Annotated in this window: 21 protein-coding genes; 20 read left to right on the top strand and 1 reads right to left on the bottom strand. The window is 32.3% G+C overall.

The window, feature by feature from the left end; translation table 11 throughout:
• Window positions 1–88 precede the first annotated feature (88 nt).
• The gene (locus OQ292_RS24150) at window positions 89–6697 is read right to left on the bottom strand and encodes an MBG domain-containing protein (protein ID WP_284686560.1); all 6609 of its coding nucleotides are present in this window, start codon (window positions 6695–6697) and stop codon (window positions 89–91) included.
• A 1568-nt stretch (window positions 6698–8265) separates the two neighbouring features.
• Between OQ292_RS24150 and OQ292_RS24145 the strand changes: the two genes are divergently transcribed.
• From OQ292_RS24145 to OQ292_RS24050, 20 genes are all read left to right on the top strand, one after another.
• Window positions 8266–9894, top strand: coding sequence for a serine hydrolase (locus OQ292_RS24145; protein WP_284686559.1), 1629 nt, complete (start codon window positions 8266–8268; stop codon window positions 9892–9894).
• Between the two features lie 202 nt (window positions 9895–10096).
• A complete protein-coding gene (locus OQ292_RS24140; RefSeq protein WP_284686558.1) occupies window positions 10097–10519 on the top strand; it encodes a hypothetical protein in 423 nt (140 codons plus the stop codon).
• A 158-nt stretch (window positions 10520–10677) separates the two neighbouring features.
• Window positions 10678–11583, top strand: a complete 906-nt coding sequence (locus tag OQ292_RS24135; protein ID WP_284686557.1) for a hypothetical protein — start codon at window positions 10678–10680, stop codon at window positions 11581–11583.
• A gap of 172 nt (window positions 11584–11755) precedes the next feature.
• Window positions 11756–12310 (top strand): hypothetical protein, encoded by a 555-nt coding sequence (locus OQ292_RS24130; protein WP_284686556.1) that lies wholly within the window; start codon window positions 11756–11758, stop codon window positions 12308–12310.
• A 10-nt stretch (window positions 12311–12320) separates the two neighbouring features.
• Window positions 12321–12524: a hypothetical protein gene (locus OQ292_RS24125; protein ID WP_284686555.1), complete on the top strand. Its 204-nt coding sequence runs from the start codon at window positions 12321–12323 to the stop codon at window positions 12522–12524.
• Window positions 12525–12646: 122 nt separating this feature from the next.
• Window positions 12647–13141, top strand: a complete 495-nt coding sequence (locus tag OQ292_RS24120; protein ID WP_284686554.1) for a hypothetical protein — start codon at window positions 12647–12649, stop codon at window positions 13139–13141.
• A gap of 150 nt (window positions 13142–13291) precedes the next feature.
• Window positions 13292–14128, top strand: a complete 837-nt coding sequence (locus OQ292_RS24115; RefSeq protein WP_284686553.1) for a hypothetical protein — start codon at window positions 13292–13294, stop codon at window positions 14126–14128.
• A gap of 363 nt (window positions 14129–14491) precedes the next feature.
• Window positions 14492–15253, top strand: coding sequence for a sugar phosphate isomerase/epimerase family protein (locus tag OQ292_RS24110; protein WP_284686552.1), 762 nt, complete (start codon window positions 14492–14494; stop codon window positions 15251–15253).
• A gap of 413 nt (window positions 15254–15666) precedes the next feature.
• On the top strand, window positions 15667–16086 hold the full coding sequence (locus OQ292_RS24105; RefSeq protein WP_284686551.1) for a hypothetical protein: 420 nt from the start codon (window positions 15667–15669) through the stop codon (window positions 16084–16086).
• Between the two features lie 107 nt (window positions 16087–16193).
• Window positions 16194–16670: a hypothetical protein gene (locus tag OQ292_RS24100; protein WP_284686550.1), complete on the top strand. Its 477-nt coding sequence runs from the start codon at window positions 16194–16196 to the stop codon at window positions 16668–16670.
• Window positions 16671–16893: 223 nt separating this feature from the next.
• Window positions 16894–17469, top strand: a complete 576-nt coding sequence (locus OQ292_RS24095) for a hypothetical protein (RefSeq protein WP_284686549.1) — start codon at window positions 16894–16896, stop codon at window positions 17467–17469.
• A gap of 48 nt (window positions 17470–17517) precedes the next feature.
• Window positions 17518–17889, top strand: a complete 372-nt coding sequence (locus OQ292_RS24090) for a hypothetical protein (RefSeq protein WP_431733783.1) — start codon at window positions 17518–17520, stop codon at window positions 17887–17889.
• Between the two features lie 342 nt (window positions 17890–18231).
• A complete protein-coding gene (locus OQ292_RS24085; RefSeq protein ID WP_284686548.1) occupies window positions 18232–18735 on the top strand; it encodes a hypothetical protein in 504 nt (167 codons plus the stop codon).
• 111 nt (window positions 18736–18846) lie between these two features.
• Window positions 18847–19266 (top strand): hypothetical protein, encoded by a 420-nt coding sequence (locus OQ292_RS24080; protein ID WP_284686547.1) that lies wholly within the window; start codon window positions 18847–18849, stop codon window positions 19264–19266.
• 351 nt (window positions 19267–19617) lie between these two features.
• Window positions 19618–20010, top strand: coding sequence for a DUF7668 domain-containing protein (locus tag OQ292_RS24075; RefSeq protein WP_284686546.1), 393 nt, complete (start codon window positions 19618–19620; stop codon window positions 20008–20010).
• Between the two features lie 207 nt (window positions 20011–20217).
• A complete protein-coding gene (locus tag OQ292_RS24070; protein ID WP_284686545.1) occupies window positions 20218–20937 on the top strand; it encodes a hypothetical protein in 720 nt (239 codons plus the stop codon).
• Between the two features lie 216 nt (window positions 20938–21153).
• Window positions 21154–21423 carry a hypothetical protein gene (locus OQ292_RS24065; protein WP_284686544.1) on the top strand — a complete coding sequence of 90 codons (270 nt, stop codon included), beginning with the start codon at window positions 21154–21156 and terminating at the stop codon, window positions 21421–21423.
• 249 nt (window positions 21424–21672) lie between these two features.
• Complete coding sequence (locus OQ292_RS24060) at window positions 21673–22389, top strand: hypothetical protein (protein WP_284686543.1); 717 nt, start codon at window positions 21673–21675, stop codon at window positions 22387–22389.
• A 118-nt stretch (window positions 22390–22507) separates the two neighbouring features.
• A complete protein-coding gene (locus OQ292_RS24055; RefSeq protein ID WP_284686542.1) occupies window positions 22508–22978 on the top strand; it encodes a hypothetical protein in 471 nt (156 codons plus the stop codon).
• Window positions 22979–23137: 159 nt separating this feature from the next.
• Window positions 23138–24205, top strand: coding sequence for an SMI1/KNR4 family protein (locus OQ292_RS24050; RefSeq protein ID WP_284686541.1), 1068 nt, complete (start codon window positions 23138–23140; stop codon window positions 24203–24205).
• Window positions 24206–24317 lie beyond the last annotated feature (112 nt).

The raw sequence follows: 24317 nt of genomic DNA, 5'->3' as shown, positions 1-24317 counted from the left end.
TCAGTGTTATACATCAATGTTTCTTTAATGGTCTTTGAAATGAATAGGAGAAAAACTCCTTACCTCGTGTTAGTGTTATAATAATATTTTATTGTTTAATCAATCTTTTTATACCAATACTCTCATTTTCCTTATATTGAAGTAAATAACTACCACTAGGGTAATCAGAAAGGTCAATTTCAAATATGTAATCTTTTTTGTTTAAGATTTTATGTTCATAAATCATTAAACCCTTAATAGAAAATATCTGTATTAAAGCATTGCTCTCTATAGAAGTAGTTATTTCGATTACAAATTTACCATTACTAGGATTAGGATATACTAATAGTTTATTACTTAATTCTTTAGATATGTTTAGTGGTTCTGTAATTCTAAATATTGCTGATGTATCTCCTGTGTAGTTTTTATCAGTAATTTTAGCAACAACCTTATATTCTCCTATAAGCATTGGTAGCTCTAAATTTCCGTCATATAATACCTCTGTTTCTAACTCACTAGGGATTGTAGTCACAGTAACATGCCTTGGATTATTTTGGTCTACTACTTGTTCTAAGTTTGATATGGAAATACTAGCTTTTTCCTTGGCAATATGTAAGGTGTCTGAAATCACCCCTTGATAGTTTTGTTCTGATATATTGGCCAAAACAAAGTACTTACCTGCATTTATAGGTGTATGTTTATCTCCATTATAAGTAATATCTACATTTAATCCTGCTGGTTCTGTATCAACTCTTATCCTTTTTTCTGATCCGTCATAAACTTTTGAGAGATCAATCAAAGATAAAGAAGCAATAGCTTTACTAATTTTCATCAAAGTATCTGCCTTACCTTCATAATTGATTTCTTTAATAATTATTTTTACTTCATATTCACCAGCATTTAAAGGAAGTTCCTCTTTACCATTGTATGTAACAGTGTAGTTCAATCCAGATGGAACTGTAGATATTTTTACTCTTTTTTCATTTCCATCATAAATTTGTTCTAAGGAGTCTATGTTGAAATACACGTTAGAGGGTGATACGATTAATGTGTCAGCAGCAGTTCCCTCATAATTATCATCAACTACATTAACCTGTATTTTGTATTCACCAATATCTGTTGGAGGTATAGAATCATCATCATAGGTTATACTAGTTTTAAGGCTTTCTGGAAAAGTTGTTACATATACTTGTTTTGGAGAGCCATCGTAATTTTGTTCTGTTTCGGTAATATTAATGCTTGCCTTTGCCTTATTTATTTTAAAAGTTTGTAGGACTTTAGTACGGGAGTAAACATCGTTGCCTGCTTGGTATGCTCCTATAGTAACTTCTCCAATACTTTTGATAGAAACAGTATTGTTTTTCAAGTCAACAAACTCATGTCCATTGAGTACTGCAAAAGTTACTGGCAATCCAGACGAAGCTGTAGCTAATAATTTAAAAGGTGTATCATCATAAACTTTATTAGATATTGAATCAAATGAAATAGTTTGTGGAGTTCCAGTTAAAAGTGATACAATAACACTTGTAGTGTACAATCTTAATCCACTTACATTAGGATTTGTTATTTTACAATCGTAGGTTCCTGCTAAATTTTTTGCTTTTGAATATTTGGTAATTTCTAAAGCATTTGTATCTGTGACTGCTAATTGATAATTATTCTTATACCAAGTGTATACATTAGCATTTGTATTATTATCTATATCAAATGTTAAGGTATAACTTTCGCCTTGTTGTATATCTACACTATCAATAATAGTAATTTTTTTTTGAGGTGAGTATTCATAATTACTAATTGAAATATTTGGTAAAATATCCTCAAAAGTGAATGAATTACCTTTTACTTTAAGTCCTAAGTTTTCAGGATTTGATAAAGTAGCAATACTAGAAAGGTTTGGTAAATCTGTAAAGTAATTATTACTAATATCTAAGGCCTCAAGATTATTTAATTGGTTAAATGAAGAATCAATTTTACCATCCAAAAAATTATCATTGATATTTAATACTTTTAGATTAGTTAAATTACCAAAAGAAGCTGGAAGAGGTCCTTCAAGTATATTATTGTTTAGCCCAAGTTCTGTTAAAGTATTAAGTTGGCTTAGTTCCCAAGGGATTTTACCTGAAATATTGTTGTTCCCTATGTATAAGTGTTTTAATTTGAGAGCATTACCAAACTCTTGGTGTAAAGTACCAGTGAAATTATTATTATCTAAATATAAAAATTCTAAATTAGGCATATTTACAAAATCTATAGGTAATTCTCCTTCTAACCCACAAGATGTACAATCTAAGGTTTGCAAATTCGTCAATTGATAAATTGATGATGGGATATCACCACTTAGATTCTTGGGCGAATGCAAAACTAATTCTTGTAGTAATGGTAGATGTCTAAATATATCGGGGATTTTACCTGAAAGATTATTAGCACCAAGAGATATATTGGTTACATAACCATCTTTATTTGTATTAATACCATACCATTCATTAAGTGGTTTATTAGAAAGCCAATTTTGGTTATTTTGCCAATTAGCACCATCTAAAGAAAAATACAATACTTCTAAAGCATCTCTTTGGCTATTAATATTACTAAGTGAAACAAATTTTAATTCCCATTCAAAAAGTGCTGATGAATATGTATTGTACCAGGCAGGGTAAACTGTTTCACCAGATTTGAGATTTAGGACGATTCTTATACTGTCTGAATTATCATTGATATAATCAGCAGTAGTCAAAACCTTTTTATTACAGTTTTTATAAATCCGGATACTATTGTATTTGTCTAAAGTTTTATGCTTTTCTGATGTTATTATTAAAGTACCATCTTCAGGTGCGGTAAACTCATACCAATAAGGAGTAAATGGGACAATATAAATACTATCATCGATTGATTGAGCATAATCACAAACTTCTCCTAACTCAGGAATTAAATCGACATAAGTTGAAGCTGATAAATCAAAATCTCCAACATATTTTAAATCAGAATTTGTGACTTTTAAGCTATATACTCCTAAATCTGCCTTTGATTTGATAATGTGTTGAAGTGAATCAGAATTATTGGTACTAATTTTACTATAATCAAAATACCAAGAATATTGATTATTCTCTATCCCTTTATCAATATCAACACTAAGTAGAATAGTGTCTCCTATATTAACTAGTAAAGTATCGGGCAAATTCAATTTTTTTTGAGGTATAAATTCAAAATTTGTAAGAGAAAGATTAGGTAAGATATCTTTAAAAGTAAAATAATTGTTTTGTGCTTTAAGAAAAAGATTATCCATATTAGATAAATCAGGAAGTGAAGTAAATCCATTGTTTTCTAGCTCTAAAAATGTTAAAGAAGAAAGGGATTGCAGGCTTTCAGGTATGTTTCCACTTAAATTATTATTTTTAAGCATAAAGTTTTTTAAGCTTGTTAAAGCTCCAAATTCTTCAGGTATATTTCCTTCTAGTTGATTGTTTTTGGCATCTATGGATTGTAGTTTAAGTAAGTTCCCTAATTCTAATGGTAGATTTCCAGTAAAATCATTATCTGAAATATCTAAAGTTTGTAATTTACTTAGGTAACCAAATTGTGTAGGTAAATTTCCAGTAAATTTATTACTAGAAACATCTAAAGATTGTAGATTAACTAAACTCCCCAATTCAATAGGTAATTCACCATCAAATTTATTACTAGAAACATCTAATTTTTGTAACTTGGTTAAATTATGTAATAGGGGAGGGAAATTACCAACTAATTCATTACCAGAAATATCTAAAACTTGTAGGTTTTTCAAGTTACTCCATTCAGGCGGTAGGTTGCCTTTAAAATCATTAACTGAAAGATCTAAATTTTGTAGGTTATGTAATTTTCCTAATTTGGAAGGTAAATTACCAATTAATTTATTATTCGATGCATTTAAGGTTTGCAGATTAGTTAAATCCCCGAATTCTGAAGGTAAATAAGTAAATTGATTGTTATAAATATTTAATACAAGTAAGTTAGTTAAGTTTCCTAATTCGGAAGGTAGATAGCCAGAGAATTGGTTACTGGAAATATCTAAGATTTCTAATTTAGTCAAGTTTCCTATTTCTCGAGGTAAGGAACTATTAAAGTTGTTATAAGAAAAATTTAAAATTTTTAGATTAGCTAAGTTGCCAATTTTTGGATTAAAATATTTAATCTCATTAAATGAGGCATCTAAATCTTGTAAGTTAATTAACTTCTCTAATGTTGAAAAAAAACCAGTAAATTTATTATTACTTATATCAAGCTTTTTTAGTTTTTCTAACTTATCTATAGAGCTTGGTATTGAACCAGTAAATTCATTTTTTTCTAATATCAAAGTGTCAAGATTCGTAAGATTTAATATCCATTCGGGAAAAATTCCTGAAAACTTATTCTGACTAAGGTCTAAGTAATTTAATTTATTCCAGTTGATATATTCATTAGTTAATCCACCAGTTAAATTACTTCCTTTGAAACTTAAATATTCTAATGCAGTTAAATATTTTACATAAATTGGAAGTTCTCCAGTTAGATTATTTCCTTCTGGCATAACAAATAAATCTATTTTTGTTACTCTACCTTGTTCATTTGTTTCTATTCCCCACCAATCTTTTAGAGGTGCATCAGTAAGCCAATTATCATTCTTGACCCAATTACTACCATTGGTGGTTTCGTAAAGTTTGACTAATGCCATTGAGTCAATCATAGAAGAGGGTTCAACAGCTTCATAACTAAGTAACCAATTAAAGTCCTCAATTCCGGATATATTTTCCCATTTGATGTAAACACTTTCATTTGCAGGAATGAAAGTTTGAACTTCTGTTTGTAGTCCTTCCTCATTATCTCCCCAATCAATAATACCCCCTGTACAATCACTATATATTTGTACTCGTGTATCTGAATCAGTTAACCCTATAGTACTTAATTTCAATACTCCATCAACTTCAGACATAGGATTGAATACAAACCATCTCGAATTTGAAGATACAGTATTAAGACCAATATTAACTTCAGTTGCATTAGAACAAAGTATGGAGTTTGATACTTCTACACCACTAGTTATTAAAGAAAATGTTTGATCCTTTGTTACTAAATTACCCTTATGATTAATTTTAATATTATATATACCCGGTGTAGGTGCGGCAATATATATTTTTTCTACATTGTCTCTAAAATTATCACCTCTAGTTGCAGGCATAGAAGGATTGGAAGGATCTAATATATATGGAAGATATTCTTTCCCATTTCCTATCAATCGCATATCTAAATCATTTACAAGCATTAAATCTTTAGGATCTAGCGATGGGCTAACAGGATTACCTGCTACATCTGTCCAAACAAGAGTGAGGGTTACTGGATTATTACCTATTGTAACAGGTAGGCTAAACTCAGTATTGTTTGCCAAGGGTTCTTGAATGATCTGATGTTTGGTATCTGACTCACTGATCACTTGTGCAGCTTTTGCAGTATTCATTAATCCCCAACCATGTGTATAGTCTGGACCTTCTGCATCACCAGCTTCATCTGTTGTATGTATGATTAGGGCCTTAAGAGTTGATGACAACATAAAAGATCCATATTTCTTCTGATATAGTTCCTGTAAAAGTAATGAAGAGCCTGCGGCACTTGGTGTAGCCATTGATGTACCACTCATACTTTCATATGCATTATCAGCACTTGAAGAGGTAGAAAGTACCGCAGACCCATTTGTAACTATGTCTGGCTTTATTCTTCCATCATCTGTAGGCCCCCAACTACTAAAAGAACTAATTTTTACATCTTCAGGACTACTATATCCACTATTTATGTCTTCCACAGAACCCACTGTTATAATGTTTTTTGCATTTCCAATATATCCAATACAATCGTATGGCCCATCTTGTGGATATATACTATTTGAAGGTCCTTCTCCTCTGTTATTTCCTGCTGCCTTAAATATGAGGTAATAAGGAGCTTGATAAGCTATTTGATCCCAATCCCTAGCTTCTGTACTATAAAATCCAAAACCCCAGTCTTCTTTCTTACTAATATCAGGATCTCCATACCATATCCAGCTACCACCTACACGTGACCAACCTGTTACAAATCCATAAGAATGGTTAGATATTAGCATTCCATCTGCTGCCGCTTCTGCCATTTCTGATACATCATAGTTCCAGTTATATACATGTAGACCTGCTTCATACGCCATACCTTTGGCACTATCTAATACACCAGTAGCTATCAATGTTCCGGCTACATGTGTTGAATGAGAATCAAAAGAAGATGCATAATCTTTTTGAAAGACTCTCCCTTGTAGTTCGTCGTGTGTAAGCCTTACACCTCCACCATCCCATATGCCTAAATAAAGTCCACTACCCGAAAGTGATAACCCTAGGGTACCTCCATTCCATACTTTTTCTGTTCCAATACTTTGAGCTGCATTTCTATTATAGGTAGTATAATATAAGGGCTTCCCAATGGGATCAAGACCTATTAATTCTAAGTGGGTAGAATCATTTATAATACTTATTGGCAAAGAATTCTGTTGTACATATTTAAGTGCACTTTCTTTTGAGTTTTGAATACGTTCTTTGAAAACACTAGATGTATGTTGTAACAAAGTATTCTTTGTTTCTTTTTTTACTTGTAAATAAGCTTTATTTCTTTCAATATGTTGTCCTAAGGATAGCTGAGTTGAAATTATCAAAAAAAATATGCTCGTTAGTACTAGGTAGTAAGTCTTCATTTATAACTGGTTTGTGATTTAGATGATAATGCTGAATGACCAGAGTTATACCACTGATTTAGCATTTTAACTCAATATTTGTTACAAAAGAAAGGAAAAATGACTTGATGTTTTTTCGTTAATATTAAATATTTCCTAATACGAAGTGATGAAATATCCATTTTTAATGGGGATGCTATTTTTTTATAGCAGTTTCAATAGATAAATTAAAGTTTTTATTACTCAATTCATTATAGAAATGTAATGCATTAAAATCTGATATTGAAATCAATGATATGAGGATGGATATTAAGGTAAGAAAGTTACAATTGTAATTTCTTTAATCTGTATAATACGGAAATACCTTAACAGTGTTATACAGGGAAAATGAGCCTACAATTACTTGCTTTATGATGCTAACCATCTGCTCTAGCCTGAATAAATTTTTTATCCATTCTTTGTGCGATGGCATCTAATGGAAAACGTAAAGCACGTTCACCTTTTGACTTACGGCAATATAAGGATACACTTTACATAAAGACACATTATGTGCTTTTTTATACAACTTCCTCAGTTGTATAAACTCAAATTTGATTTTTTGTATATGGGTTATAGAGCCGGAGGGATTTGAATAAATACAAGCTATATATTTGACAATCAAGTGTTTACTAAATATAAGATGAAAATTAGTCAAACAATCGAGAAACAAAATAATCTAAAAATGGCATCTTAAATGAAGTGAATGTAAAAATATGTATCGTGTTATATGTAATTCCCAAGTAAATACTATCCTTTTGTATCTATAGCGGATTTGTAATTAGACCCAAATAGCAGGCTGTATTCTTCCTGTAAAAGCCTTTATGGATACCAACAAAGACGGACAAAAAGATGTGTTAAACTCCAGAAATGTATTTAATAAACTAAAGATAACACGATACAAATTTCAATACCTGATTTATAAGCCTGGTAAACTAAAGTAAACCTCAGACAAATAAATCAGCTACTACACTTTAAGCTGAATTTGCAATTGTTCGTTGTATGCAAGTGTGTCGCAGATTTCGCCAAGGAGTTTAAACACCTTACAAGATTAAAAAAGTAATAAATTGATGGGAGATTTTATAAGTTATCGTTTAACTATACTGAAATAAATAAACTGAAACTATAAAAAAAAGCACAATTATTTTTCAACTAAATATTTAGTTGTATATTTAAACTAATCTTTTAGTTGAAAAGTAGTAATTAATGAAATGAAAAAATTGCTTTATTTAATTTGTGTATGTTTCAGTTGTAATTTATATTCTCAAACTCTTTCAGTTGAACAGGTAAAATCAGATATTGATTCCATAGTAGAGATATTATCAAATGTTCATGCAACATTTAATGATTCACCTAACAAACCCATGAATTAGAACTAATCCTGATTATAATAAAAACACCAGCATACAACACGCGGTATAGTTAATAAGGTGTTCAGTGGTTTTCGTTGCGTAGTAATCCGCTCTAATTTTTATTTTAACTTGATAGGTGAAAAGCCCGCACTCCCTTACACCATACCGCCACCGTTCTATGCCATCACTAAACAAACAATTATGAAGATAAAAATTCTAGTCTTAGTTATCGTATCAATGGCCTCATTGAGAAGTTATGGGCAAGGTTTTGAGAATATGATTGACAAATTGCTCAATGAGAAGTACCCTGCTACTGGCCCAGGAGCAACAGCACTAGTGGCAAAGGAAGGTGAAATTGTGTATCATAAAGCTTTTGGGATGGCAAATTTGGAATTGGATGTCCCCATGCAAACCGATATGGTTTTTCAAATAGCATCTATATCCAAGCAGTTTACGGCTGTCTCTATTTTAATGCTGATAGAACAAGGGAAACTTAATTTAGATGATGATATCACTAAATATATTGAAGACTATCCCACCGGTGGAAAGTATATAAGTATTAAGCATTTATTGACTCATACCTCCGGGATTTCCCGATCCATAACACAAAAACCATGGGATTCAAATATTCGGAAACATGATTTTGATATACCGTCATGGATCGACTATTTCAAAAACGAGCCAAAAACTTTTAGCCCTGGTGAGGCTTTTCAATACAATAACTTTGGCTACATCTTACTTAGTCAAATTATAGAAATAGTATCTGGCATAAGTTATGGTGATTACGTTGAAAAGAATATATTTCAACCTTTAGGAATGCACAACTCTAGACAAGCAAATGATTCTGATATTATTAAAAATCGAGCTTATGGATATGAAAAATATGACGATTATGTAAATAAGCAATATACGAGTCTGTCTTGGTCAATCGGAGCTGGATCATTAATGTCCACAGTAGAAGATTTATATATCTGGAATAGAGCCCTGGCTAATAACTTACTGATTAGTAATGAATCATTGGATTTGGCATTCACCAACCACCAATTGAAAAATGGCGATGAGATTAATTATGGTTTTGGCTGGTTTATTAACGAAATCAATGGAAGTCCGACAGTGGAACATGCAGGTGGCGATCATGGATTTCGAACAGATGCGATATATCTTCCTAAAGAAGATGTTTTCGTTGCAATTTTCTCAAATTGTAGTTGCGGAGAACCTCGACCTATATCTACCAAAATTGCTGCTTTGACTATCAACAAACCATTTGAAGAACCTACTGTGGTCGCTACAGATGTTGAAGACATCTACAAGTGGGTTGGTAAGTACACCTTTAAAGACCGTAGCACACGTAATGTAATTTTAAAGGATGCAAAATTGTATTGGGTTCTGCCAAATGGCACAGAGATAATGATGGCTGCTATTGACAATAACCATTTTGTACTTGAAAACGGCATGACTCAAATTGAATTCAAGCTAGTGGCTGATACCTTGGTCGATGTTTCTGTGAAGAATAGAATAAGCGTAAAAACAGCCTCCAAACCATATACCACAAGAAGGGAAATAAAATTACCAAAAAAGACTATGACTAAATTTGTAGGGAGGTATAAGCTTTCCCAGGAATTTGATCTTACAATAGCATGGGATAACGGTAAACTTACGGCTACTGGTACTGATCAAGACCCTGCTAACCTTTTCCCTGAATCACCTACAAGGTTTTTCTTCAAATCCATCGATGCACACATAGATTTCATTCTAGATGGCCAGGGCAAAAGCACAGCCTTGGAAATAACTCAAAATGGTGTTACCTATTCAGGTAACAAGGTGAATTAAAACGGCATAGAACAAATGATATAGCACATACCTTTACTGAGCTATTTGAAACTGAAATACAATACCGATACTTTAGTAGATGTTTAGAAGTGCCATATCTGGACGTTGGCAATGATTGTAATGATGAAGTTACTATTTTCTGGAAATCCGAACGTCAAGCTGAAAAGCGAAAAATTGCAAGTGAAGAAACACAGAATGATAAATGAAGAATTATCTAATTCATATTATAGCTAAAGAATTTTCATTTTGGATACCCTTCTTTTTAGTAGAAAAATTTGTAAAACATACTGACTATTTTTTCCGAACTGACTGGTGGACCACTAAAGAAATTTTAGGAACAAGTCTTTATATGGCATTTGGGTTTATCATCATTAACATCCTAATTTTTGCAAGCTTGAGGCGGTGGATAAACAAAAAGAGATTTAGCTCTGACTCCTTTTTATTTGGAGCTAGTCTTCATTTAATTAGTTTGGTTCTTATTTCTATGAATGTTGAACTAGATGGAAGAATTCTGAACTTTATTACCGGTGGAGCGATCAGCTTGATAATTTCAGGAATTGTTTACCAAAAACTCAACATCAAAAATAAAACTGAAGATGAACATGCCACACAACAAACGCTATGAATGGAGAGTTTTGCAGGTCAGGATTTTCTCGTGGGGATTGGAAAGTTCGCCACAAGTGATAAATTTGAAATAAAAGTGTGGCTATGAAGTAGAGGAAAGATTGTTGCTATCTAATCCCCACTCATCATAGCTAGTCGTTAACCCCCATTTAAAGTAATATGAGATATGCTATTCTTTTAATAATGATTTTTCCATGGATTAATTTAGAAGCATGTGATTGTGGTTCTGCTGGTCCTTTTCTTAAAACTAGCAAAAAAGCAAAGTTAACGGCAATAATTAGAGTTAATAATTACATTGTTAAGAACTTACAATATCGAGATTCTATGAAAGTAGGCATAAATGCTGAAATAATTGAAATCCTTAAAGGAAAAGAAGTCAAAACAGAAATTAGAATATTTGGTGATAAAGGTAATTTGTGTAGACCATACATTGAAACATTTCCATTAGGGACTACATGGGTAATAAATCTCTCTCAAGGATGGGAACATGAAGAATCAAACTTAACAACTGAAAGTGAAGATGATTATTCAATATCTAATTGTGGTGAATACTTTTTACCCATAGAAAATAAAGTAATAAAAGGTAGTATTATAGATAGTGACATTTGCTGGGAAGAAACTGAAAAGCTGTATACATGGTCATTAAATAAGCTTAAGAAAGGAATCAAGAATCCAGAAAAATATTTACTCCCTCAAAAATCATGTAGCTACGAAGATACTTATATTAAAGTCTCCCAAATGCCTACATTCAAGTATGGTATTGATTCACTAAATAATTTGATAATTGAACAACTTAATATTGAACCCAAAAGATTCAAGAAATATACTGAGTCAATTTATATAGACTTCATTGTTGAAAAAAATGGAACCTTGACAGGTATTAAAGAATCTGATAGTAAATATCAAACAGAAAGTGTTGAAAAATATATTAACCCTATGATTGATTTGCTAACTAATCTCAAAAATCAATGGATTCCTGGAAAACACTTTGGAAAACCAATTAGAGTTATTTTAACATATAAATTTGACTTTTTAGAAATATGTAAGGGAAAAAACGGAGGCTAACAAAATGCAAATTCAATAGGGGTTTTGGTGAGACTTGGATGGACAGTGGTTACCTGCAACAGCAGCCAGAATTGATTGATTTTTTAAGGCTTGGCTTTTCAAATAGGAAAGGAAAGTGCTAACTTAGATCTTTACATATTTTAGACAGGACGTTATGTGCAATACCGACTAAATGAAAACACTTAATCTGAAAAATATTAGAAAAGAAGAGTTTGAGAGTGCTTTTAATAGTGCTAAAAAATTTGTTTCAAGCGATTTTGTTTTTGATAATGAAACTCAAGCCCTCACAACTCCTTCGGAAGAATTTGATAAGTGGCATTTAGTAACACTAGGCACTTCTTATGGAGCTAATGTTTTTCGTAGTAAAATGAGATTAAGAATATTACAATATCAAGATTGTAATATTAGATTCGAAAAAAGATATGGCGCTTCAAAGGTACAAATTACAACTGACTGGAGGGATGAAATTGAAATCCCAATTCATGTCCTTTTTAGTGCTGACTCTTATATGTTAAATAAGTTCTATAATTATTTGAATGATAAATCTAAAGAATTTCTTCACAAGAAAATGCCAAAGCTGGATGCAAAACAATCGGTTTACCTTAATGGCACAGATTACTACAAATATGCCTTTAATATTTTTAAAAGCACGCTAGTATTAATTAACGTAAATGGAGAGTCGGCCCTTATTAGTGATTTGTGGAAAGTTGAGTGGTATGAAATATAGATTCCGAATAATGACAAATTTTCCTGATGAGTTGAAACAGGAAATCGAAAAATTCAATAAAAGGAATGGAACTGATTTGACTTTTATCAGAACAACTGATGACGAAGTTCTTTTCGTGGAATTAGAATCTTCAATGTCAGATGAGCTGATCTTTGAATTTGGAGCTCAGTTTGGTTTTGTGGAAACCCGATTGTATGCTGAAGGAAAGGTGTAAAGCACGCAACAATGCATATAAATCATGCCAGCAGAATTTGTCGGTAAATTATTAAATTGACTGCCGAACGCTTTATATGCTGGCGTTGGCAGTAATTGAAAAAGACCATAAGTTAAAAGATTATGATAAAACAGAGTTCTCCAGACAAAGTAAGAGGCAGGCTTGTGAAGTATAAACTAGGCGATTGTTTAGCAATAAGATTGGGTAACGGAGATTATCTTGGCGCATTGATGACTGGTAAATTCAACACTTACTATAATTTGACTTTTATGGCTTTTTGTAAGCACTCAAAACCTGAAATGATCGATTATGAATTAGGACAGTTTTTTGGTACTCGTTTCGGATCATGGGAAGACTTAACGTATGCAGTTGATCAAAGAATGATTGAATGCCATTATACCGACAAGAATTCAGCTTTTGAAAAGATAGGTTCCCTAGATTTGATTTCTAACTTCATATCAGCTGGATATTCTTACTTAAATGATATTGAGCAAATTCTTGAATACTACAAAGCTGAATTGCCAATTCGGATTGAGAAAAGCAAGAATGCTGAGAAGTTTCCAGAGATTGCATTTGTGAGTAAGCATCTGATTGAAATGAAAAGGATAATGAAATAAAAACTACTAGCCAACATCGCTCAGCCCTCACCCTAGAAAAACAGAGCTTGCATATTAGTTACTCTAAGTAGCTAAAACGATAAATGAAAGTAAAACAGCTAACAAGCCAGGCTACGGCTGCCCTAGGCGTTAGGCACAACAAATACAGGTTTGAGAACTTTTAATTATTACTATATAATCTTTTATGACGAGGTTCAGGATTTCACTGTAAGAATGAATGGCTTTTTTAATAGTTTCGGGTTATCAAGCAAATTAGGGAAGAATAACCTTTTAAGAGTAAAAGATCCCCTTGGTAACGAATACGAGTTAAGTTTTTACAACTTTCAAAAACAAATAGAGCTCGCAAATGAAAAGAAGGAATCAGCTTCGCAGAGTGTCTCGGTTCTACCTTTTCAATATCTTGAACTAAAACTTTTAAGTTCGACCTATGAGAAAATAGCGAATAATAAGTTTAATGGTTTACCTAAAATCGCAGAAACAGTTCTAGTTCAGATTTTGAATAAGCCAATTTATTATCTTAATCTGATAGACGAAGATGATATGAATCTATTAGAGGCGAATTATAAATCACAAATAATGAATAGGCTTGAAGTCGCTCAACTATTAGAAAGAGGTGAAAAACCTCTCCCTAAAGAGTTGGCTACCTCTGAAGAAATTCCATTTAATGGATTTGATATTGAAATAATTAGAATAGAAAAGGCACATACAAACAACCCTTTAGTAGCTTGGCAATCAATGGAAGAAGTGATTGGAGAAGATGGCTGGGGGATGACAGCTTTACCATTTACACCAATCAAAATTAATGATTTCAATGAATCCGTTAATCAAATGAACTACCTCGATGATATGATAGCTATCATTGAAAGAGAATTAGACAACTCATTTAGTATTTTAAGAATGGATTGGGATATTTACAGACAGGAATGCATTCTTTTCGTTGAAAAGGAAAGCTGTTTCTCTGGAATTTGGGTATCAAGAATGTATTGAAAAAGTGCATAACACGGTATATAGCAAATAGGGCGTTCGGTACACCGCTAAATCAATGATTTGGCTCGTATCTAGCTTGATTTCAGTGTTTTCTACTGCCCTACATGCCAAATAGTAACCATTAGCAGCAGGCTAAATGATGAATGAGATTAAAATAATAGATATTATCCTTTGGCAGATTCAATATCATAACAAAAGGTCAAGACAATTACAACTCTTTAAATAGTAAATATGAATCGGAAAAACTTTATTAAAACCATAAGTATTCTGGGAGCATCCACCATGTTGCCAATAACAAGTTATTCAATGGTTAAAAGGACCAAATATAAAATGGGACTTCAGTTATATACCATTAACGAAAACATGAATAAAGATGCTATAGCTACACTCAAAGCTGCAAAAACAATGGGATATGAAGATTTTGAAACATTTGGATTTGACAGTGAGAAAGGAACTTTTTATGGGTATAAATCTTCAGATTTTAAAAAGATTCTCCAAGACCTGCAAGTTACTGCCTCAAGTGGACATTTCGGATTTTCATCATATCTCCATAAATCAAAGGAGGAGTTAAGACTCTTTACAGACCAATGCATCAAAGGCGCTCAAGATTTAGATATGAAATATATTACATGGCCGTGGATAGCTCCGGAACAACGTACCATGGACAATTTTAAAATAATGTCAGAAAAACTAAATATAATAGGTGAACAAATCACGAATGCCGGCCTGGGATTTGCGTATCATAATCACGGCTTTGAATTTATTGATCATGATGGGGAAACCGGATTTGATATTATTCTGAGGGAAACCGATCCCGAATTTGTCAAGCTTCAACTAGATATGTATTGGGTTATGCATTCTTCTAATACTACTCCCAAGGAATTGATTAAGGATCAGCCTGGGCGCTACGTAATGTGGCATATTAAAGATATGGATAAAATTACCAGAGATTACACTGAACTAGGTAATGGTTCAATCAATTATGTCACGATTTTGCCTGATCCTATTGAATCTGGACTTGAATTCTATTACATAGAACAAGGGGGCAACTTCACAAACAATCCCATGAGAAGTATAGCTGATAGTGCTGAATACTTTAAAAAATATTTGCAAAAATACCTGTAACAATAATTAGATCAACAGCCAGCTGCTAACACGGTTTATAGCTCATTGCGGCTGAATTCCTTATCGGTATTCGTCGCAATTTTGCTATCTTAGTTTTAGGCAGAAAACCCTCGCGGATTTCTTGCAACGATCCATAAACTTACCTTTGGTGGTAATACCATATGAAAATCAGACTAATAATGTTAATCATTCTTACAAGTCGGTGTTCAAGTTTAGAACAAAACGACTTTGTTGAAGTAAGGGATTTGGGAAAAACATCTAAAGGGACAATTCTCTATAAGCTATTTCAGACTGGAATTGACAATTATAGATATGAGTTCTATTCGGCAGAAAATAAGGATACGACTGACTTATTCCAGGTTAATTTGAATGACGTATCCTATAAAGGTCTTCGTTTTATAATTCAAGAGACAGTGGATACAATTAAGATAAAGTCAAATCGAAATCTTGGATTTCTAACCAAAAAGTTAGGTGACCATATTTTTATTCTACAAAGAAAAATTGATCCGTTTGTGAACTTGAGCTTTGCTGTTCACAGTGAATCCGGTAAGATGACTCAATTAATGTTATACAATGACAGCATAAGATCTCTTTCTGAGTTGGAGGTTTCAATCCACAAGAAGATTTGGGACAGAGAAGAAGTGGATTCAATTGGAAGATACCTAAAAACTAAAGATATAAAGACATTTATATTCATCGAAAAATACCCAAGTGGAAATGCAGCCTGTTACTTAGTTAAATTCGGACAAGTAAATGAAGAACAACTTCCAGCTATATCATACTACCGAGTAGATAACAAATCTGGACTGATTGAAAAAGTCTTGAATAGGTAAAACTTGGAAATGAGGCATACTACCACCGACAAGGAATGTAGCGCATTAAAATGCGACATATACAAAAACGTTGTAATTCTTTTACTTTAAATAAAAAATAAATAGTGTTGAAGTACATTATAGCTCTTTTTTTATCATTGATTACAGTTTGTAATTCTTTTTCACAAGTTATTGTAAGAAAATATTTCACGGATATCACAACTAAAGTAGTTGATTTTGAATATAAATGCGGGAGTATAGTTGGCGATGAAAATGTACAAATCAAGCAACTAAGCTTAAAGAATTTTAAACAGAAAAATAATAGGTTAAATTTTACTATAGAGGTGACTATAAATTGTGAAAATAAGGAAAGGGGGACACTATTAGTGGCTAGTGATACACTTGAAATTTCTGGAAATTCATTTACTGATAGCTTTGTTAGAATTTATTCAATTGACTCACTAGGAAATGAAACTATTACCGATCAAAGGGGGTCCGCTGTTGCGGAATGTGATTGTACAGCAACATTTCAATACAGGCTGAAGGATATCAATAGAGATATAAGAGTTATTTGCTTCAACAATAAATGTATTTCCATTGAATAAAAACGGGTTACAATATTTTATAAACCATCTATACCTTCAGTTGACTACACGGATCAACTGATTCTATTCTATAACCTTGTGTCTAATTGGAATCATTTATATTTTTAACAAGGCACGGTGTTATTTGTATCATTATGTGTAGTTGTTTGTAACTGCTTAGTTATAGCAATTACATGTATCATTAGGCTCTATTTACTATACTAACAAAAAGAAATTATATTGAATGGCAATACCTGAGTACTTGTATCACTATTATGAATTAGAAAATGGCCCTTTTCGAAATATTACCGAAGAGGGAATTGAGAAAGCATTGGCTATTCAAAGCAAAATTTCTAATGGGTTTAATAGCAAAAGACCACCAAACTACATCGAACTAAGGTTTGGCCTAGAAGCAAGACTAAAAGAACAGTTTATCTCAAAAGGAGGAAAACCTAAGAGAGATGACCCATTTTACTTAATGCTAGGTGAATGCGAATGGGCAAAATCTTGGTATGTGAATCCTGGAGTAATTAAAATACCTCTGTCTGCTTTTAAAGCTGAGCACTTAAGTTTTACGTATCCGGATAGTATGGTCTCTTTTCAGTTTCATAACGAACCAAAACTTGCCACTTATAGAAAAGCTTGTAACGGACAAATCTTTCTACTAAGTGAAATAAACGATCTCATAGATGAGTATGGAATACCATCGGAGGAAAAATGTCAAATTGAGGAAAGATTAAAGTATGATAAATACATAGAAGCCCAGGTGTGGGATGATTCAATAGTAAACAAATATAAAACAAAGCCTAACCCTATTTAAAAATGTATTAAAACACATTTTACATTAAATGTTAATTAGAATTACCGGATGGACGAAAGAGCTTTTGCATCATTAACAGAATTTTTAGGTAAAGTACCAGCTGTACAGCAACCCATAGCTACAGGTAGTGAGGAAGGAATGTGGTGGGTAAAATTCTCTATCAACATCGAACATCCTTTGGCGTGGAATGTTGTTCAAGAATTTGGGCATATTATGAACTATCTTTCAATTGACGAGAGATTGCCAACAGTATTTTATCCTGTATCTCCTCCTCCATACATGAATGGAGGTCCCACCGATTTTTTATCATGGATAATCGAGACAACCGATAAGGAATTTAAACCTGGTACATTGAAAAAATGGTTAGAAGGGAGGCTACCTAACCCAGTGGAAAATGAAGATGATTGGAATACTGAATAAAATAATCTATTGTACAGATTCATATTTTAGTTAAAGACAAAGCATTAGATGGCTTTGGGATAGAAGATGTAAAGGAATTTGGGATTAGTGAATTTGGAATCCCTCCAAGGGATATAAATGAGGGAAGAAAGTATATGTTTTTTATAGATGACTTCTCGGAAGACTTAAATCACCTAACTTTATGGGATTATAGCGAAAAGAATCCTTACTGGGATGATGAAAGTCAAATAAAAAGATTGTAAAAATAAATTAAAAAACAGCTGACAATAGCTAAATATCTATACACTTGCGACTGTGTTGTGCTTAGCAATTAGCAGGAGAGTTGGCATTGATTTATAAAATATGAGAATCCAAGTAAACCAAAATATTAATAAAGAATACTACAATGAATATTTTTCTGAATGGCTTAGATTCAGAAGTATATTCAAAAAATGGGAACACAAAATTGGATTTGCAAGCCTAGTTGTAGCTTTGGTTATTTACATAAATAACGAATCCCTCGTATACATTTCTGGCGGACTCTTGGTATTTGGTACCCTAATGATTTATGAATTTTATTCCTCAAAATCAAAATGGTTAAAAGAAAGATTAAATAGTAAAATGATGGGTACTGAGGTAACAATGATTTTCGAAGATGACAAAGTACAATCAATTGGGCCATTTACAGAAATGAATGGCAAATGGGAGTTTTTTAGTGATGTAGTAGAAACAGAGAAAGGATTAATTCTTATACCAGAAAATGGAATCAGTATTTATTTGCAAAATAAATCATTTGATAAACAAGCAGATATTGCAACAATAGTTAGAAAAATAAAGCTACTAACAAATAATAAAAATAGTGATTGATATAGATAGGCCGAAAAGCTTTTTGCAAACTAAAACAATCGTATTCTGTGGAATCTATTGTAGTTGTTAGTACAGCTAGAGATTTATAGTTTAGTATTATAGAATTGAAAAATGAAAATAGATCCGATATTAAGATTGAAAGGCTTTCTTTCAGACCCAATAAATCCAGCTTGGTCTTCACAAGGATTGATTGATATGTTCAGCGATCTTAACGGTAATATGAAGGAAAAACAACTAACCATTCTTCCAATAATAGACAATGAATTTTCTCTCCATAATTGTGCAATGAGTAACATGCAATATCATTTTTTGAGAGCTATTACACTGCATACTTTCTATCCACAAACTCGTGTTACATTCTCGACAAAAGATATGGAGTGGCTTCTTGATAAATTTGATCAAAAACAGACTCAGCAAAGAGCCGCTTTAATAATAATGACACTCAAGTTTGAGGCTCTTTCTGAACAAAGAAAACAGTGGATAAAACAACTATTGAAAGGAACCTTAGCTGATCAAGATTGGAGTGAATAATAAAATCTAAAATACAGAAGCGTGAATATTTTAATGAGATACATCAATATTTTTTTAGAAAATGTTGTCCTATTTTTTAGTCAAACAATCGAGAAGCAAAATAGCCTAAAATATGGTGTCTTAAATCAAGTAAATGAAAAAATATGTATGGTGTTATATGAGGTTTTCAAGTAAATACTATCCTTTTGCATACATAATGGAGTGTGTTGTGATTTTAACCTGATAGAAATTGACTATATCACTAAAAAAGGTATAGATGGCATTGTGAGTCCACTGGATAATTTGGATATTTGAGATAAGAGAAATAAAGCGCATATACGTGTTACACATATCTTGAGTATCATTACGGCTATGAGAGTATTTAATCAAAACCACCTTCATGAGGATATAAGATTGTTCATTAGGGAATGGGTAAAGCTTCTATCATTAAACAAATTTAAAGAAGCCAATAGTTTATTGGATGTAGATAGTGAAAGAAACTTCAATTGGAATACTGAAAACTTGAAAGAAGTATTTCTGGACTACTGTTGGCATGAACGTATGCCTGTGATTAATAACCCAGACCAAATGGACTTGGACAATGAAGTAATAACATTCTATGAGTATACTGATGGTAGTGGGTATGCAGTTGAATATGATATCCCTTTAGATGGTGAATGGGGAGACTTAACAGCAAAGTTCTCATTAGAAAGTGAAGACCAGAGAGTATATCGAGTATACCTAGATGATATACATGTTATGTAAATAATACAATACCCAACAATAACTATACACAATGGGAGTAGAAGGAGATCAGAGAGCTTTGTGCTCCTATTCAGCCAAAACTCCGCTTTAACGATTGACGATTCGAATAAAATAAAAACGACGCTTTGATTACCGTTTGTGATAGATTGAAGAGTTTTATCTTTAATCCCACGTCCGTTTAGTAAGAGCGTTGTATGGCATTAAAAAATGGGAGAAATTTCAATTGTTCACGGAATAATAAAAGTAGAGGATTTAGACCTTTATGAAAAGACTGTGGAGTCTATGGAGATTGACGAAAATTATCCGTGGATTCGGCCTGAAATGTTAAATCTTTGCGGAGATGAGAGACCATATTATTATGAAAGTCCAATTGCAACTTTTGGAGCAACTTATAAAAATCTAGTTGGAGGGACATCGTGGTCAGAATTCATATTAAAATTCGAATACTTTTTGAGCAAAATTAAATTTGACTTTGCTAGGATAAGATTGGAAACAGAGTTCATGGGTGATTATGAATTTTTCTGGGGTGGTAAAAGAGGTGTTGATAATGAATTTTATGCAGGGAAAGATTTAATTGAGCAAGATAGATGGTATTTTGGCTATGGTGTTAGGAACATGTTTGGCGGATTAAATGAACAAGAACCAAAACTCCCATTCGATTTTCAATATCCTATAGAATTTGATTCTAAAATTCTGGAAGAATTTAGCTTTATTTTGCCTGAGTTAAATCAACTAGAGCTTAAGACAAAAACTTTTTTTGAGAATGAGACTAGGGCTAAAGTATTAGGGAATGGTAATTTTCATTTAATTTTAACCTACTTGAAAATCAATAAAATAATTAGGTTTGGCTGGGAGTCAGAAAAAGGCCTTTTCATTGAAAGATTAAAAGAAATTAAAATGCCCGACAAAAAACTTAAACTGCATTAAAACGCAGTTTTGCCAGATGTTAACGAGCACGCCGCCATGAAAAACATTCTACTAACCTTACAAATTCTACTCATTTTAGCTAGCTGTAATTCCCAAGAGGATAGAAGTAACCGAACTACTGAGCTTAAGATCCAGAAACCAAAACTATCAGAGTTAACTTCTTCGAACTCTGAACTTTCGAATGCTATTGAGATAACGAAAGAACACCTGTCCAAATTGAACGTCCCAATTGATAGTATGTACTTAATTGGCATTGACTCAACAAACAAACAACTGTGGGAAATTCGGGTAATCCATTACAACAACTTTCTAATACAAGCCGAATACGATGAAGAGAAGAAACGAATTGATTCCTTGGAGCGAGCAGGAATATCTGAATACACTTTGAACTTCATTCCGCCAACTGGCAACTGGGGAGGACACGATCGAACACTCATCTACTCAACAACCGAACGTAGCATAACAGCAGATTTAGTGGATCAATAATAGCTCGCTAACAAACGATGATGGTGCATGGCTTTACTTAGTCATCTGCAAAGAGTCTGCTAAAGATCCCGCTGATCTGCCGACAGGAAACTGATGTGCTTTCTACCATCTTCTGCTCGTGGGAGTTTTTATCCGAAATGACGCAGTGGTTATCTGAAACTTTGATCACACCGGCAGATAAGCTACTTTTATCGGAACTTAAAAAGCTCGGAGGCAAAGCGCCATATCTGATCGTTACCAGCAATTAAAATGAAAAAACTAAAATCAATTTTTACCATACATTTATCACTATTGGCATTGGTTTGCTTGATAAGTAGCTCAACTTATTTTCTGAAATATTCTGAATTGCTAAATGGAGAGTGGCGTTTTGATTCAGCTTCTACTAAATACAGTCACAATCACTCATTAATAATTGATGACTCTAAATTTTATGAATTTTCATGGTCAGTTGGTGGTGGATTAGTTGATTTTGGTGAAGTAATTTCTGGGGACACTATTCAACAGCAGTATTCAAAAGTCTATTATGAACTTCTAGACTCTAATAACTTGAAAATAATTGATTGGAGAGGTACTTCTTATTTCTACAAAAGATCCACTTATGGAGATTATAAAGAAGAACTTAAAGAATACTTGCAAGGTGATTCATTGAGAAATCAAATTCTAGGCTGGTGGCAAGTAATTGAACCCCGTAGAAATATTGATTTAATAAACTCCCCAGATGACTGTAAAACTTTTACCCTCAACATAAGGGATGATGGAGAAGCCATTTTCTTTAGAGATAACTATTTAGATTCAGCAGTTTATTACCATTATAGAATGAATCCAGAAAGCATAGACTTTAATAGAGGCTGTGTTGTAGGTTCTAATTCAAAAATATCAGTGGATAAAAATGGCATTATGAGTCTAAATCTAGGAAGATACGATTTTGACACATTGAAGCTTAAAAGGATTTATAAAATTGAATAAAAGCAGCTAACATTCTTATGGGCAGTAGTAAACGAAACTTTAGTAACTTAAATCAGCCACGCTTCATACAGGGGGCGTTGTACAGTATCATAATAAAGAATAAATTTAATAGACTTTTATGAGGATTGCCATTGATTTAGATGGAACTTTAGTTCGAGGAAATTATCCATTCCCACTAGAGAAGGTAGCTCAAGAATATGAAGATATATTTTTATCAAGAGAATGTTTAAGAGCAGGTATCTGTGAATTATATAGTTATATCAAAGAATCAAATTATGAGTTTTGGATCTATACTTTCTCATTTCGAAAAATTGAAGAAATAGAATGTCTTTTTAAAAAATATAATGTTCAATTGGATGGTATTATAAATTATATGATTCATAAAGGTCGGATTTCTGAGATAGATTTAGAAGAACTTCGTTGGATACAAAAATATCCACCAGCATTCGGAATAGACCTATTAGTAGATGATTTAGAAGAAGTTAAACTTGACGGTGATAGATTGAAATTTGAGGTGTTACTATTGAAAGAAAAAGACCTTCATTGGGTAGAGAAAGTGATAGATAAACTAAATGAATTAGGTAAATAATAAATAAAAACTGCACAACAGATAATAAAACCCATACTGGACATGGTTGGACAGGAAAGCATTTGGTAACTTGGTTTCATCGTTTCAATATTTAGTTACGGTTAAACCAGCAGGGTTTTTATCTAGACGTTACCTCTCATTTCAAAAAAATAAATACGAATGCATAGACTGGTCTTTAATCAGGATGAATTTTCAATAAATAAAGAGCAAATAGAATTTACAGAGAAAGTTCTAGAAAAAGAATTCCCTCAGGATTATAGATTTTTTTTGCAGCAATATAATGGTGCTGAAGTGTTTCCAAATACTCCATCTTTAAATTTTATCAGTAACTCAGATACTATTTGGTGTTTTCCAATTGAGAGATTTTGTAGTATTGGTGATATTGTATTACAGAAAAAGTATCAAATGGAATATACTTGGACAAAGTACCTTGAAGATGAAGTAAAACAGTACTTTGAAATTGAAGTTGATGATTTAATTACAATAGCGGTTGCTGAGAGGGGCTGTTATTATATGAATCTGAATAAAAATCAATTTGGACAGATATACTATGCAAACTATTTGGGTGAAAATGGCATTGCTAAATTAGAAACTTCGTCATTTGATGATTTTTTGAAACACCTTAAGCCATTTGAAGGAGATTATGGATTTGAAAAGTCAAGAAAAATTTATGACATTAGGTACTTTGATACTCCTAGTAACCCAGCTTTGGGATTAAAAAGATTTGACGAAGTATTGACGAAATTTGGAAACGCAAATTCAAAATCCAGAGAGTCTGGTTGGACGGTAATTCAGTATTATGCCTATTACAATCAGTATAATATAATGGGAAAACATATTTTCAACCATCTATTTAAACCGGACATAAATATGGATGGAATATTAAATAGAAGCATTGATTTTGATGTAATATCAAAAATAGTTTTAGAATATGGACAAGACTATAATATGCCATACAATGGTAGTTATCCTATACATTGGATTACTTCTGGAACAATGGCAAAAATAAAAGAAGATTATGAATTGTTAGACAAACTTTTGAAATCTGATATTAAAATTGATTTTACTATAAAGGACGCAAATGGAAAAAATGTAATTGACAGAATAAGACTCATGCATAATACATACAACAAGTATATTGAAAGAGAAAGACAAAGGTGGAAAACAAGACCCGAGATGTTAAATCAATTTATAATAAGTGATGAAATAAATAAACTTGTAGATTGAAAAACGAGAGGTAACACTATATAAATTCCATAGTCGCACAGCCAAAACTACTGTATTTATATTTAACGTTATAAGCCATATTTAATGAGACAATTGCGATACATTATTATTT

The organism is Chondrinema litorale (assembly GCF_026250525.1).
Taxonomy (GTDB): domain Bacteria; phylum Bacteroidota; class Bacteroidia; order Cytophagales; family Flammeovirgaceae; genus Chondrinema; species Chondrinema litorale.
The sequence above is the reverse complement of the archived record's forward strand: the minus strand, read 5'-3'. Positions and strand labels throughout refer to the sequence as shown.